Consider the following 14,220-nt stretch of genomic DNA (forward strand, 5'->3'; position numbering starts at 1 on the left):
GCCGCGCCGCTCAGCCCACCGGCTTCGCGCCGAACGCCGCGGGACCGACGCCCGCCGGCCTGTGCATCCGCTGCATTTGTTGCATTTGTTGCGTTTCCTGCATCTGCCGTATCGGGTCCGGCGCCTGGCCGGGCGTCCTGGCCAGGTGGGGATCCATGACCGGCGGCGGCATCGGCCCGCCCGACCGCGCGACCGTGGCCGGCGTGAGCGGCGGCGCGGCACGCGCGGGCGCGCCGGACGGCGCCGCCGCCGCGACGAGTGACAGTCCGGCGACCGCGCTGTCCGGCAGATCGAGCCGCTTGAGCGCACCGCCATCGTCGAGCAGCACGTAGCGCTGGTGGATTTCCCGCACGCGCACGCCGGGCCCGACCTCGCTGCCAATGCCGACCGCCTGCGCCGGCTTGCCGTCCGCGGCGAGAATCGCCACGCCCTCCGGCCCGGCGTCGATGACGCCCTTCAGCTGGAACGCGCTGGCCGCCGGACCGGCCGGCGCGCCGCCGAAGAGCCCCGCGGCGGCGTCGATGGACGGTGGTGCCACATCCGCCCGCGATGCCGCCACGACCGCCCGCACCGGCGGCTGGAACCATGGCAGCCCCCAGTAGGCGCCCGATGCGCAGACGGCGCTGAACAGGGTAACGGCGGCGGCGAGCGGCAAATGTTTCACGTCTGTCTTTCGGTGGGTGTTGCGGTGAGCGGGCACGGTGGCCGGAAGCATACCACCGTGCCGCGCACCGTCAGTTCGCCGACGTGCCGTAGATGATGCCCCGGCCCATGCCGCCCGCGATATTCAGGTAGACCGTCCCGAAGGTCCGCATGTCGCCGACGACCTGGCTGATGCCGCTCCACTGGTGGTTGCCGTCGTTGATCTTCGTCCACGTCGTGCCGCCGTCGGTGGAGCGCATCAGGCCCGTCGTGCCGTCGGAGAACTGCCCGCCCGAGTAGATGGCCGGGTAGCTGGCGCCCGCCGCGGCCTTGCCGAAGCCGATCGACGTCGGGGTGAAGGCATAGCCGAAATAGGTGATCGTGATCGGCGCATTCCAGGTCGAACCCGAGTTGGTGCTCTTGTACAGCCCCGAGCTGGCCGCCATCCACACTTCGCCGCCGCGGCCCGGCACCGCCGTTACCTGCGTCGGCGCGACCGGCAGCGCGGCCGCCTGGTACCAGCTGGCGGCGCCGTTCCCGACATAGAAGTTCGTCGTGCCCGACTGCCATGCGTAGAAGACGTTCTGCGCGCCGTCCGACAGGACCTTCGTGCCGACGGGCAGCGTGTTACCCCAGAACGAGATGGTGGACCACGACGCGCCGCCATTGGTCGTGTAGACCGGGTGCAGGTTGTCGTCCGTGTGCGGCGACCAGACGATGGAATTGCCGTCGAAGCTGACGGCGACCGAACCTTCGCCCTTCTTCATGCCGGCCGGCAGGGTCGGGAACGCGGTCCAGCTGCTGCCGCCGTTGGAGGAAACGACGCCGACCGGCACCGGGCTCGAATACGGATTGCTGCCGACCATGACCATCTTGGCCGGATTGCCGCGCGCGAAGTCGATGCCGCTGCCGAACGTGCAGGCCCCGGCGACGCCGGTGCCGCTGGTCGTGGAAATCATCGAATTGGGCGGCGTCGTCAGCGAATTGAAGACGAAGCCGCACACGTCGGCGATCGCGGCGATCAGCGGCGCGCCCGACGTCGGCGACGCGATCGTCTGCGGCACCGTCTCCTCGATACCCTTGGCGGCAATGGCCCAGTTGGTGGCCAGGCCGCTGTCGGCGGCGGTCAGGTTGGTGGTGCCGAAGATGCCGCCACCCGTGCCGTAGAAGGCGTTGTTCGAGTTGAACGGATCGATGACCGGGTTCATCCAGCCCTGGAATCCGGTCGGATGGCCCCACGGCGCCCACGGCGACTGCGTCCAGCTCATCGTGGCCTTGGGCTTCAGGTCGATCCAGCTGCCGGACGTGCCGCTGTTCGTCGAACGGAAGATCGTGTCGCCGTTGGAGTAGCGGTCGACCGTGGTGACGATGAGCGTACCGGGCTTCTTCGCGTCGAGCGCCAGGCCGTCGTAGCCGAACGTATCGGACGAGGTGGGAACGAGCGGCGTGATGTTCTGCCAGGTCTTCTGGCCGACGTTGTACTTCCACACCTGGCCGCTGCTCATGCCGTACGGGCCCGGCGAATTGCCGTAGGTGATGTAGAGGTTGCCGTCCGGCCCGATCAGGCCGTGGTTCGGATACATGCCGCCGGCGCTGGTCGCGCCCGGCCCGCCGCTGACGGCGCTCCAGTGCGCGCCGGCGTCGGTGCTGACGTACAGGGTCGACGGCGCCTTGCTGTCGGAGACGCCGGCGAAGATGGTCTGCGTACGGCCGTTGGCCAGCGACGGCTTGTAGAACGCGGTGAAGACGATGCCGGCGCCGGTGCCGTCGCTGGACAGCGGCGGCGCATTGCCGGCGGCGACCTGGGTCCAGGTGCTGCCCTTGTCGGTACTGGTCCACAGGCCGTTCATGCCGTTGTTGTACGGCGTCGGCAGGTTGTCGTTGCGGGTGCCGTAGAACAGCACGTTGCCGTTGTTCGGGTCGACCTGCAGGCGCTCGCCGGCGTCGCGGCCCGTGTTGTTGGACCCCATCGGGAACGGCATCTGGTGGGCGGTGAAGGTGGCGCCCTGGTTGGACGACACGAGGATCGCGCCGGCGGGCACGTACGCCCAGCTGTCGTAGGCGCCGACGGACATGAAGACCATGCTGGGATTGCTCGGGTCGACGGCGATGCTGTCGACGCCCATCCAGTTATTGTTGGCGCTCGGCGTCCAGTCGTTCAACGGGATCCAGGTGGCGGTCGACGCGTTGTAGCGGTAGGCGCCGCCGACGTCCGTGCGGGCATAGAACAGGCCCTGCTGCCCCGGGTGGGCGACGATGCCGTCGACATAGCCGCCGCCGACCATCTGCACGTTTTGCCAGGTGTAGCTCTGGGCCTGCGCGGGTGCCGCGACCAGTCCCGCCATGAGGACGCCGCCGAACACGCTCCCGATGAGCGCCTTAGTGCATCGATTGATTTTCATTCCAGTGATCTCCGTCGTAGTTCGTATTTTTGATCGAGTGATGTGAAGCTGGACGACACCCCACGCCGAAGACATTCTGTGAGTTTTAATGGAAGAGCGGCAATTCGCAAAATCACCAATCTGACAAATGAAATTTGCCAGCGAATTAACAAGTGGAGAGGAAGTCGCGCGCGACGCGGCAATCTGGCAGGGGAATTTGCGGGCGGCGCCGCTGCCGCCGGGGCGGCGTGCGGCGGGTCACTTCTTGCCGGGCTTGAACCCGAGGGCCTTCATGGCCTTGGTGAGGGTGGTCGCGCTCTTGGCGTAGTCCGCCCATGGCGCATTGCCCTCGTCGAGCCGCGTGTGCACGGACTTGACGGTCCACTGGCTGCCCGACTTCAGGCCGGGCAGTTCTTCCCAGCGCACGGGCACGGAGATGCCCAGGCCAGGACGTGCGCGCGCCGACCACGCGGCCACGGTCGTCGCGCCGCGGCCATTGCGCAGATAATCGATGAAGATGCGGCCCACGCGGTTCTTCGCGCCGCTCTTGGCCGAGAAACGCTCCGGCAGCGTCTGCGCCAGGTGGTCCACGATCGCGTGCGAAAAGTCCTTCACGGTGTCCCAGTCGAGCTTAGGCTTGAGCGGGACGACCACGTGCAGGCCCTTGCCGCCGCTGGTCTTGAGGAACGGCTTCAGCCCCAGCTCCTGCAGGAAGGCGCGCATGAGCTGCGCCGCTTCCTGCACCTCGGGCCAGGCGACGCCCTCGCCCGGGTCGAGGTCGAACACCATGCGGTCCGGCGTGTCGTAGTGCCCGGCCGTCGCGTTCTGGCTATGGATCTCGACGACGTTCCACTGGGCGCTCGACAACAGGCCCTCGGGCGTCGCGATCTCGATCATGCTCGGGTGGTCGGGATCGAGCGCCTGGTCCATCTGCACGACGCCGGGCATCTTGCGCGTGTCGCCGACGTGCTTCTGGAAGAACAGCTCCCCGCCCACGCCCTCGGGCGCGCGCACGAGCGAGACCGGCCGGCCCTCGAGGTGTTCCATCATCAGCGCGCCGACGAGGGCGTAGTAGCGCACCATCTCGACCTTCGTGACGCCGCTGTCGGCATCCATCACGCGCTCGCCGTGCGTGACCTTGAACGTGGCGGGCAGGTTGCCGGGCAATGCGTCGTCCGCCGCCGGCGCCTTCTTCGCCGCCCGCTTGCGCGCGGGCTTCGCATCCTCCGGCGGCGCCTCGGCCTGCAGGTGCTTCGGCAGCTCGCGCACGACGCTCTTCGCCGGCTTGTCCTTGCGCAGGCCCTGGAACACCGGGTGGCGGACGGAGTCGGTGGCGGTCCATTCCGAGAAGCTGACCTCCGCGACGAGCTCCGGCCTGACCCAGTGATTCGTGCGGCCCGGCACGGCGCGCGGCGGGAACGGGTTCTTGTCCGTCCCGATCTCTTCCAGCACGGCGCGCATGTGGCGCAGCGACGCGCCATTGAATCCGCTGCCGCAGTTCCCCGCGTAGCGCAGCACGCCGTCCTTGTCGTAGTAGCCCAGCAGCAGCGAGCCGATGCCCGTGCGCGATCCTTGCGGATCGGTGTAGCCGCCGATGACGAATTCCTGGCGCTGCCCGCATTTCAGCTTGATCCACTCGGGCGAGCGGCGCGTCACGTAGCGCGAGTCGCGCCGCTTGCCGATCACGCCTTCCAGCCCGATCTGGCACGCGGCGGCGACGAGCTGCGCCGGGTCGGTCCCGAACTCGGCCGAGAACCGGACGATGTCGGACGGCCGCGCGGCCAGCACGTCCTGCAGCAGCGCACGGCGCGCATCGAGGCGCACGTCGCGCAGGTCGTACCCCTTGCAGTACGGGACGTCGAACACGAAGTAGACGATTTTCGCGGTATTGGAACCGTCGAACGCGAGCTGCAGCAGGTTGAAGTTCGGCTTGCCGTTCTCGTCGTGCACGACGATCTCGCCGTCGTACCAGCCGTCCGGCAGCTTCATGCGGCGGACTTCCTGTTGCAGCGGGGCGAGCTTGGCGGTCCAGTCGTTGCCGTTGCGGGTGATGAAGCGGATGTCCTTGCCCTGCACCCGCGTGAGCATGCGGTAGCCGTCGAACTTGATTTCGTAGATGTAGTTTTCCGGATCGGCCGGCGGGCCGTCGACGAGCGTCGCCAGTTCCGGCGTCAGCTTCGCCGGCAGGTCGGCCTTGGCGGCGCCGTCGGGCAGCGCGCCGCGCTTCGGTTTCGCCGCGGGCTTGCGCGCCGGCTTTGCCGTCGCCGCGGCGCCCGGCGCGGCGGCGCCCGGCGCGGGCATCGGCAGATCCCTGACGCTGTCCGGCATCTCGTCGACGACGGAGAATTCTCCGGCCGGACGGGCGTATCCGTCGTTCTCCTTGATGAGCAGCCAGGGTTCCTGCCTGTCGTCCTCGTGGCCGCGCAGCCGGACGAGCACCCAGCGTCCGTGCATCTTGTGGCCATGCATCTCGAACTTGATCTCGCCCTTCGCAAGGCCCTTGCGCGGATCGCCGACGGGTTCCCACGTGCCCTTGTCCCAGACGATGACCTTGCCGGCGCCGTACTGCTGCGGCGGAATCGTGCCCTCGAAGTCGGAATACGAGATGGGATGGTCTTCCACGTGCACGGCCATGCGGCGGTCGTGGGTGTCGAAGCTGGGGCCCTTGGGGACGGCCCAACTCTTCATGACGCCGTCCAGTTCCAGGCGGAAATCGTAGTGCAGGCGGGTGGCCCAGTGTTTCTGGATCACGAAGGTCAAGGCGCCCGTGCTGGCCTCGCCGCCTTCCTTGGGCTCGGCCGTGACCTTGAAATCGCGCTTGGCCTTGTACAGCTTTAACGGGTCGGGCATGGCATCACCTCGGCATCTATTTGCCTCAGTGTAGGCAAGAGGTGCGGACGCGACTGTTCGCCAGTTAACCTTTGATGGTGCGCTTCGCGGGCACGGGGTGCCCGCCCTACGGATGCGTGCGGCGTAGGGTGGGCTCCCCGGGCCCGCCTGTCGTTGCGGATTACTTGCGTTCGGCCGCGCTTGCGTCACGCGCGGCGCGGAACTCGGAGTCCCTGGACCAGTTCGGCCACGCCGACGAATCCGCCAGGTCGCGGCCCACCGAATACAGGATGCCGAGGTCGCGCGCCATGCCCGTGAACGGCCACGCGGCGCTCCACTCGTCGGCCGGCTGGTGGTAGGCGACCGCCACGTATTTCTCTTCCGCCGCCTTGCCCGCCGCGACGCCGCCCTGCTCCCAGTCCTCGCCCGAACCGAACGAGATCGCCGGCACGCCGTGCTTGGCGAACGAGAAGTGGTCGGAGCGGAAGAAGTGGCCCGCTTCCGGCTTCGGATCCGCGGCATAAGCGATGCCGTTCTGCTTCGCCTTGGCGACGAGGCGGTCGAGCAGCTCGAGCTTGGCGCTGCCGGAGATGGTGAAGTCGCGTGCCGGACCGTACGGGCTCAGCGCATCCATATTGATCACGCCGACCGTCTTCGCCAGCGGATAGACCGGGTTGTTCGCATAGTATTCGGAACCCAGCAGGCCCTTCTCTTCCGCCGTCACGGCCAGGAACACGACGCTGCGTTTCGGCGCCGGTGCCTTGGCGTAGGCGCGCGCCAGCTCCAGCAGCGCGGCGATGCCGGTGGCGTTGTCGACGGCGCCGTTGTAGATCTTGTCGCCCTTCGCGTCCGGCAGGCCGACGCCCAGGTGGTCCCAGTGCGCGCTGTACATCACGACCTGGTCCGCGTGCTCGCTGCCCGGACGGATCGCCAGCACGTTCTTCGACGTGATGACCTTGGCGTCGACGGCGAAGTGCGCGGACATCGTCACGCCCTTCAGTTCGACCGGCTTGAACGCGCGGGTCTGGGCCTGTTTCTTGAGCTTGTCGAAGTCCAGTCCGGCGTGCTTGAACAGGTCGACGGCGGCGTCGCGCTGGATCCACGCTTCGACCGGCGCATGCGTCTCGAGCGGATTCTTGCGCACGATGTCGTACTGGACGTTCGTGTTCGAGTTCTTCACCGTGGCCCAGCCGTACGAGGCCGGCGCCGTCTCGTGGACGACCAGCGTGCCCAGCGCGCCGCGGCGTGCCATCTCCTCGTATTTATAGGTCCAGCGGCCGTAATAGGTCATGGCCTTGCCGCCGAAATCGCCCTTGCCCGTCTCGAAGTCCGGGTCGTTGATCAGCACCACGGCCAGCTTGCCCTTCAGGTCCTGACCCTTGAAATCGTCCCATTTGCGTTCCGGCGCGGTCACGCCGTAGCCGACGAACACCAGCGGGGCATTCTTGAAATCGACGGTCTTCGCGCCCGTCATCGCGGCGCGCACGGCGACTTCGTTACCTTGCGTATAGGTCTGCGTCTTGCCGCCCGCGTTCACGGTGATCTGGACCGGGCCCTGGATCTCGAAGCGGCCCAGCGGCACGTCCTGGGTCCAGCCGCGCTTGCCGTCGACGAGGTCGCCGCCCGGCTGCAGGCCGGCGGCCTTGAACTGGTCGACGATGTAGTTGATGGTCTTCGTTTCGCCGGCCGTGTTCGGGCCGCGGCCTTCGAACGCGTCGGAAGACAGGACCTTGACGTCCTGCGACAGGTGCTGCGGATCGATGTGGACGGTGTTTGCGGCCTGTGCCGCCAGCGCCGCGGTGGCGAGCGCGATGGCAGTCAGGGTGGTACGGAGGGAGTGTTGTGTTCTCACGGGCGTCTCTGTGGTGTCGATGTTATTGGGGCGCACTGGTGGTGCCGCCAGAGTATCGTTGGAATAATTTCTAGTGTCAAACAGCATGCCGGCAAACGTATTGCCGTACGTACTTTGTAACCGGATGTAAAGGATCGTCAACGGGTCGTGGCGGGGCCGCGTTTCTGGCCCAGTAGCACGGGAATCATCCCTCTCTCAACAAGCCCTGAAGGAAACATCGCCATGAGCAAAATCGTCGCCACCCTGATCGCAGGCCTGTTCGCCACCTCGGTGTACGCCCAGACGACCGCCACCCCGGCCACGACGACTCCTGCCACCAAGGCCGCGGTCAAGGCCGACAAGAAAGCCGCCAAGGCCGAAGCCAAGGAAGAGAAGGCCGACGTGAAAGCCGACGCGAAGCTGGAGAAGAAAGCCGCCGAAGCCAGTTCCGACGTTGCCGTCGCCAAGGCCGACGCCGCGAAGAAGAAAGCCAAGGCACACAAGAAAGCCACCAAAGCCAAGGTGGACGCCGCAGCCGACAAGGCCGAGGCACACGCAGACCAGAAAGCCGACGCCGCCAAGTAATCCGCCGGCGGCGCAGAACCGGCTCAAGCCCCTCCATCCTCGGAAGACAGGGTTCGCCCTGTCTTTTTTTCGTCGGCGTTCTACAATGGCGGTCCCTCCTCATCCGGGCCTGCCATGCACGACATCGCTCAGCACCAGATCGTCTTCCTCGACCGCGACAGCCTGATCGCCGACATCCGCACGCCCGCCTTCGCGCACCGCTGGCGCGACTACCCGGCCACGGACGCCGGCGACGTCGTGGCGCGCCTGCGCGGCGCCGCCATCGCCATCACGAACAAGGTGCCGCTGCGCGCGGACGCGATCGCGCAACTGCCGGACCTGAAGATGATCGCCGTCGCCGCCACCGGCACCGACAACGTCGACCTCGCCGCCTGCCGCGAACGGGGCATCGCCGTCGCCAACATCCGCAATTACTCGCTCGTCTCCGTGCCCGAGCACTGCTTCGCGCTGATCCTGGCCGTGCGCCGCAACCTGCGCGCCTACGCGGCCGACGTCGAGGCGGGCCGCTGGGAACGGTCGACGCGCTTCTGCCTGCTCGACCACCCGATCGGCGACCTGGCCGGCAGCCGCCTCGGCATCGTCGGCTACGGCGCGCTGGGACGCCGCGTGGCGCAGATCGGGCGCGCGTTCGGCATGGAGATCGCCGTCGCGTCGCGCTCTCCCGTCGCCGACAGCGACGTCGTGCCGCTGCCGCTGGCCGAGCTGCTGGCCACGTCGGACGTGGTGAGCCTGCACCTGCCGTTGAACGACCAGACCCGCCACATGATCGGCGCGCGCGAGCTGGCGACGATGAAGCGCAGCACCATCCTGATCAACACGGCGCGCGGCGGCCTCGTGGACGAAGCGGCGCTGGCGCGGGCGCTGACGGACGGCACGATCGCCGGCGCCGGATTCGACGTCCTGAGCAAGGAGCCGCCGGTGCCGGAGAATCCGCTGCTGCAGCTGCGCCTGCCGAATTTCGTGCTCACGCCGCATGTGGCGTGGGCCAGCAGTGGGGCGATGCAGACCTTGGCCGATATGTTGGTCGACAACCTGGAAGCGTGGGTGGCGGGCAGCCCGAAGAACATCGTTTGACGTGGGGTGGGCACGCCGTGCCCACCTCGCATTACGCGCCGCCGGGCGCCGCGCGCAGCGGCAGCTCGAGGATGAACGCGGTGCCCTGGCCCGGCCGGCTCTCGACGCGGATGGTCCCCTGCAGCAGCGTCGTCACGAGGTTGTAGGCGATGTTGAGGCCCAGGCCCGTGCCGCCCCGCCCCATCCGCGTGGTGAAAAACGGATCGAAGATGCGCGACAGGTGTTCCGGCGCGATGCCGCGCCCGTCGTCGGAAAACTCGATGCGCACGCGCTCGCCGTCCAGCGGCGAGGCGACGAGCAGCATGCGGCCGCCCGGCGCGTCGAAGCCGTGCAGCAGCGCGTTGTTGACGAAGTTGATGACGACCTGGCCGAACGGGCCGGGATAGCTGTCCATCGCGATCCCCGGCGGCACGCGCAGCTCGAGCGTGTGGCCGGCGCGGCGCACCTGATTCATCATCGTCGCCGCGATCTCGTGGCAGGCCTGGTCCAGGTCGAAGCGGCGCCGCTGCGTGCTGGCCTGGTCCACCGACACCTGCTTGAAACTGTTCACGAGGTCCGCCGCCCCGTTCAGGCTGCGCACGATGAGGCTTGCCGCTTCGCGCGCCGCCGCGATCCACGTCTCCAGGTCCGATTTCTTCAGCGTGCTGCGCGCGAAGCGGTCGGCCAGCGCGTCGGTCTTTTCCTCCAGCGTGCTCGCCATCAGCAGGCTGTTGCCGATCGGGGTATTCAATTCGTGCGCGACGCCCGCGACGAGGGACCCGAGCGACGCGAGCTTTTCGCGCGCCGCCAGCTGGGCCTGGGTTTCCTTGAGCTGGCGGTAGGCGTCGGCGTTGTCGAGCGCCACGCCCACGTACGACGCCAGGGTACTGAGCATGTCCAGCTGGACGTTCTGGTAGGCGCCGGGCCGGCCGCTCTGCACCGTGATCACGCCCAGCACGCGGCTGCCGACGAGGATCGGCACGATCAGCAGGGAACGCGGCGCCGGCAGCGTTTCGCCGCCCGAACCGGCCGGAGCCGCGCCGGCCGCATCGCCCCCGAGCACGTCGCGCACGAGGGCGGCGAAGCGGGCGTAATCGCGCGCCAGGTCGCCGATCAGGATCTCCTCGCCGGTCGCCAGGCAGTACTCGCCGAGCCCGCGCACGCGCGCCGGGAACCAGCCCGCCGCGCTCACGCGGCGCCCGTCCGCGACGACGTACGGATAGTCCAGCGGCCCGTCCGCGCGCGCCATGCCGATCGCGAACAGCGGCGCATCCATCAGCTGGCGCACCTGGCCGAACACGTTGGCCATGATCGCCTCGCTGTCCAGGTTCGCCGTCAGCTCGCGGCCGATGTCGGACAACAGCGCGATGTTGCGCCGCGCCTGCTCCACCGCTTCCTTCTGCGCCTCGGCCTCCTGCTTGCGCCGCTCCGCCTGCTCCTTCTGCAGCACGAGTTCCGCGGTGCGCGCGCCGACCTGGCGCTCGAGGCGCTCCTTCTGCTGCACGAGCACCCGCACGCGCAGGCGGTACAGCGCGACGGCGCATCCGGCCAGCACGGTCGATCCGAACAGGCGGAACCACCACGTCATCCAGAACGGCGGCGTGATCGAGATGGCGAGCGTGGCCGGCTTGTCGCTCCACACGCCGTCCTTGTTGGCGGCCCGCACCTCGAACACATAGTCGCCCGGATCGAGGTTCGTGTAGGTGGCGAAGCGCTTGCGGGCATCGGTCTCGGTCCAGTCGCGGTCGAAGCCGCGCAGCCGGTAGGCGTAGCGGTTCGCTTGCGGGTCGGCGTAATGCAGCGCGGCGAATTCGAGCGTGAACACGGTGTCGCGGTAGCTCAGGCGGATGTCGTGCAGGCGGTCGACGGCGACGGGCAGCGCGCGCGGCCGGTTGAACACGAGGAAATCGGTGATGACCACGGTGGGCGGAAACGGGTTGTCGCGGATCTCCTCCGGCTGGAACGACGTCATGCCGTTGATGCCGCCGAAATGCAGTTCGCCGTCGGCGCCGCGCGCCGCCGAACCGACGAAGTACGAGCCGTCCGTCAGGCCGTCCTTCGCACTGTAGTTCTTGTAGCGCCCCGTTTCCGGGTCCACGCGGGTCAGGCCGACCGTCGTGCTGACCCAGATCTGGCCGTTGCCGTCTTCGAGGATGCCGCCGATCGGCACCTGTTCGCGCGCGGGCGTGACGGGAAACAGGCGGAACGCCACCTTGCCGCCGGCGTCCCGCTCCACGCGCTGCAGACCGCCCGCCGTGCCCACCCACAGGTCGCCGCGCCCCGACTCGTATAAGTAGTAGATGCGATTGTGGCCCAGGCTGGCCGGATCGCGCGGATCGTGGCGGTAGTGCGTGAAGGTGCCGGTGGCGCGGTCGTAGCGGTCGAGGCCATTCTCCGTGCCGATCCAGATCGCGCCGGCGCGGTCCTCGAGCACGTCGAACCCGAAATTCTCGCCCAGGCTGGCCGGATCGGCCGGATCGTGGCGCCAGCCGTGCAGCGTGTGCCCGTCCGGCTCCACCATGAACAGGCCGCCGCGGGTGATGATCCACAGCGCCCCGGCGCGATCGAGCGTGAGCGACTGGATCCAGTTCGCGCCGGCCTCGCGGCCGAGCGGCATCGGCGTGAAGCGCCCGGTCGTCGGGTCGCGCCACGACAGCCCGCTCGGCGAACCCACCCACAGCCGGCCGCGCCCCGGCAGCACGCTGTTGACGACGTCGTCCGGCAGGCTGCCCGGATGCGCCGGATCGTGGCGCAGCACGTCGGCGCGGCCGCTGACAGGATCGAGATGCAGGATGCCGCCGCCCGTCGTGCCCAGCCACAGGCGGCCGTCGGCGCCGACCGCGATGCTGCGGATCTTGCGCGCGCTTCTGGCGTCGTCCACCTGGCCCGGCAGCATCGAGAAGCGGGAGAAGCCGCCGCTGGCCAGGTCCGCGCGATTGACGCCGCCGAACATCGTGCCCGCCCACAGCGTGCCCGTGCGGTCGACCCAGATCGCCGTGATCTGGTTGTCCGACAGCGTGTGGCGGTCGAGCGACTGGCTGGTGTAGGCGACGAAATGTCCGCTCGTCGGGTCGCGCCATTTGAGGCCGTCGAGTTCCGTGCCCACCCACAGGTTGCTGCCCTGGTCGTGATAGAGGGTACGCACGCGGCCGTCGTTCATGCCTTCGTCGGCGCCGACGTGGTGGCGCTGCGGCGGGCCCTGGCCGATGCGCCACGCTTCCAGGCCGGCGTCGGTGCCGATCCAGAGCGTATCGCGCGGCCCCATCGACAGCGCGACCACGGCGTTGCGCTTGCTGCCGCCGGCGGCGTCGATATCGAAATGGTCGAAGCGGGCGGCGCCTGCCGCCAGGTGGTCGAGGCCGACGCCGGTGCCGATCCACACGCCGCCGCGGGGGTCGAGGGCAAGCGCCGTGACGCGGTCGTCGCGCAGGCTGGCGGCGTCGGCGCCGTGGCGCAGCGCGTGGAAGCGCCCGGTGGCGGGATCGACGTGCACCAGGCCGTCGCCGGTGCCGACCCACAGACCGCCGGCGCCATCGCCGATGATCGCCGTGACGGCGCTGTTGCGCGCCGTGCGCTCGCTGCCGGCGAGGAGCGGCAGGCGCACGAATTTCCGGGTCGCGGGATCGAACCGCACGAGGCCGCCGCGGGTACCGAACCACAACCGGCCCTGGCTGTCCTCATACGCGGCCTGGACATAATTGTCGGCCAGGCTGGACGGGTCGTTGGGATCGTTGCGGAAGATCTGGTTGCGGTAACCGTCGAAGCGGTTCAGGCCGGCCTGGGTGCCGAACCACATGAAGCCCTCGCGGTCCTGCAGGATCGCGAGCACGGATTCCTGCGACAGCCCCTCCTCCAGGCCGATGCGCTCGAAGCGCAGGCTGCGCGGCCCGCTCGCCAGCGCCGCCGAACACAGGCACGCCAGCACGACGCCGCAAACCATGCGCAGCAACGCCAGTGCATACGCCGGCGGATGCGGCGCTCGGTTCACGGGCGGCATGATTTCGGATTTCCAGGACACGGCCCCTAATCTACCAGAACACTTGAAAATGTTGAGAAAAATTAAGACTTCCTCATTCGGGATGCCACTGCTATAATGCGTGCATCGGGCGGCTGTAGCTCAGCTGGATAGAGTACTTGGCTACGAACCAAGGGGTCGTGGGTTCGATTCCTGCCAGCCGCACCAATCATTCGAAAGGCCAGATCGCAAGATCTGGCCTTTTTCATTTCCGCGTCCGGGTATGATGTCGGTTTCGACAACACAGCCATCCACATGTCCGCTCAACTGATCATCCGGCCGCTCGCACCCGCCGACTACGACGGCTGGCGCCCGCTGTGGGACGGCTATAACGCGTTCTACCAGCGCAGCGGCCCCACCGCCCTGCCCGAGGAGATCACGCAAGCCACGTGGCACCGATTCCTCGATCCGGCCGAACCCGTGCACGCCCTGGTGGCCACGGACGCCGGCCGCATCGTCGGCCTCGCACACCTCGTTTTTCACCGCAGCACGACGCGGCTGCACGACGTCTGCTACCTCCAGGACTTGTTCACTGCCCCTGACTTGCGCGGACTTGGCATTGGAAGGCGCCTGATCGAAGGTGTATATGACGCGGCGCGCAATGCTGGCAGTTCGCGCGTGTACTGGCAGACACACACGGGAAACGCGGCCGGCCGTGCGCTCTACGACAAAGTCGCCAGGCACCTGGGCTTCATCGTCTATTCGCATGAACTGTGAGCACGCGGGCAACGGACACTTTGACGATCATGAAACCGCTGCTATAATGCGTGCCTCGGGCGGCTGTAGCTCAGCTGGATAGAGTACTTGGCTACGAACCAAGGGGTCGTGGGTTCGATTCCTGCCAGCCGCACCAGCTTTTTCGAAAGGCCAGATCGCAAGATCTG

The 14,220-nt window shown here is 68.1% G+C and carries 8 protein-coding genes and 2 tRNA genes; 5 read left to right on the top strand and 5 right to left on the bottom strand.

Features of this window, described 5'->3' with window-relative positions; all coding sequences use genetic code 11:
* Positions 1–10: 10 nt before the first annotated feature.
* The 4 genes from U9J41_RS27900 to U9J41_RS27915 form a co-directional block, all read right to left on the bottom strand.
* Positions 11–715: a type II secretion system protein N gene (locus U9J41_RS27900; protein WP_322405441.1), complete on the bottom strand. Its 705-nt coding sequence runs from the start codon at positions 713–715 to the stop codon at positions 11–13.
* A 19-nt stretch (positions 716–734) separates the two neighbouring features.
* Positions 735–3,044, bottom strand: coding sequence for a WD40/YVTN/BNR-like repeat-containing protein (locus U9J41_RS27905; RefSeq protein WP_322405442.1), 2,310 nt, complete (start codon positions 3,042–3,044; stop codon positions 735–737).
* 237 nt (positions 3,045–3,281) lie between these two features.
* Complete coding sequence (gene ligD / locus U9J41_RS27910) at positions 3,282–5,873, bottom strand: DNA ligase D (RefSeq protein ID WP_322405443.1); 2,592 nt, start codon at positions 5,871–5,873, stop codon at positions 3,282–3,284.
* 160 nt (positions 5,874–6,033) lie between these two features.
* The gene (locus tag U9J41_RS27915; protein WP_322405444.1) at positions 6,034–7,704 is read right to left on the bottom strand and encodes a M28 family metallopeptidase; all 1,671 of its coding nucleotides are present in this window, start codon (positions 7,702–7,704) and stop codon (positions 6,034–6,036) included.
* A 222-nt stretch (positions 7,705–7,926) separates the two neighbouring features.
* Here U9J41_RS27915 and U9J41_RS27920 point away from each other — a divergent pair, with 222 nt between their 5' ends.
* Together U9J41_RS27920 and U9J41_RS27925 are read left to right on the top strand one after the other, a co-directional pair.
* Positions 7,927–8,268 (top strand): hypothetical protein, encoded by a 342-nt coding sequence (locus U9J41_RS27920; RefSeq protein WP_322405445.1) that lies wholly within the window; start codon positions 7,927–7,929, stop codon positions 8,266–8,268.
* Positions 8,269–8,382: 114 nt separating this feature from the next.
* Positions 8,383–9,342 carry a D-2-hydroxyacid dehydrogenase gene (locus U9J41_RS27925; protein WP_322405446.1) on the top strand — a complete coding sequence of 320 codons (960 nt, stop codon included), beginning with the start codon at positions 8,383–8,385 and terminating at the stop codon, positions 9,340–9,342.
* 31 nt (positions 9,343–9,373) lie between these two features.
* Here U9J41_RS27925 and U9J41_RS27930 read toward each other — a convergent pair whose 3' ends face one another.
* Complete coding sequence (locus tag U9J41_RS27930) at positions 9,374–13,318, bottom strand: sensor histidine kinase (protein ID WP_322405447.1); 3,945 nt, start codon at positions 13,316–13,318, stop codon at positions 9,374–9,376.
* Between the two features lie 109 nt (positions 13,319–13,427).
* On the opposite strand from U9J41_RS27930, the gene U9J41_RS27935 reads away from it, so the two are divergent.
* The 3 genes from U9J41_RS27935 to U9J41_RS27945 all read left to right on the top strand — a co-directional run bounded on the left by U9J41_RS27935 (position 13,428) and on the right by U9J41_RS27945 (position 14,189).
* Positions 13,428–13,504: transfer RNA gene (locus U9J41_RS27935), tRNA-Arg, on the top strand.
* An 87-nt stretch (positions 13,505–13,591) separates the two neighbouring features.
* The gene (locus U9J41_RS27940; protein ID WP_322405448.1) at positions 13,592–14,053 is read left to right on the top strand and encodes a GNAT family N-acetyltransferase; all 462 of its coding nucleotides are present in this window, start codon (positions 13,592–13,594) and stop codon (positions 14,051–14,053) included.
* A 59-nt stretch (positions 14,054–14,112) separates the two neighbouring features.
* Positions 14,113–14,189: transfer RNA gene (locus U9J41_RS27945), tRNA-Arg, on the top strand.
* Positions 14,190–14,220: the final 31 nt, after the last annotated feature.

It is taken from the genome of Massilia luteola, assembly GCF_034420155.1.
Classification (GTDB): domain Bacteria; phylum Pseudomonadota; class Gammaproteobacteria; order Burkholderiales; family Burkholderiaceae_D; genus Telluria; species Telluria luteola.

Coding starts and splice junctions, on each gene's coding strand:
- U9J41_RS27940 (WP_322405448.1), top strand. CDS start 13,592: ATGTCCGCTCAACTGATCATCCGGCCGCTCGCACCCGCCGACTACGAC.
- U9J41_RS27930 (WP_322405447.1), bottom strand. CDS start 13,318: ATGCCGCCCGTGAACCGAGCGCCGCATCCGCCGGCGTATGCACTGGCG.
- U9J41_RS27905 (WP_322405442.1), bottom strand. CDS start 3,044: ATGAAAATCAATCGATGCACTAAGGCGCTCATCGGGAGCGTGTTCGGC.
- U9J41_RS27925 (WP_322405446.1), top strand. CDS start 8,383: ATGCACGACATCGCTCAGCACCAGATCGTCTTCCTCGACCGCGACAGC.
- ligD (WP_322405443.1), bottom strand. CDS start 5,873: ATGCCCGACCCGTTAAAGCTGTACAAGGCCAAGCGCGATTTCAAGGTC.
- U9J41_RS27900 (WP_322405441.1), bottom strand. CDS start 715: ATGCTTCCGGCCACCGTGCCCGCTCACCGCAACACCCACCGAAAGACA.
- U9J41_RS27920 (WP_322405445.1), top strand. CDS start 7,927: ATGAGCAAAATCGTCGCCACCCTGATCGCAGGCCTGTTCGCCACCTCG.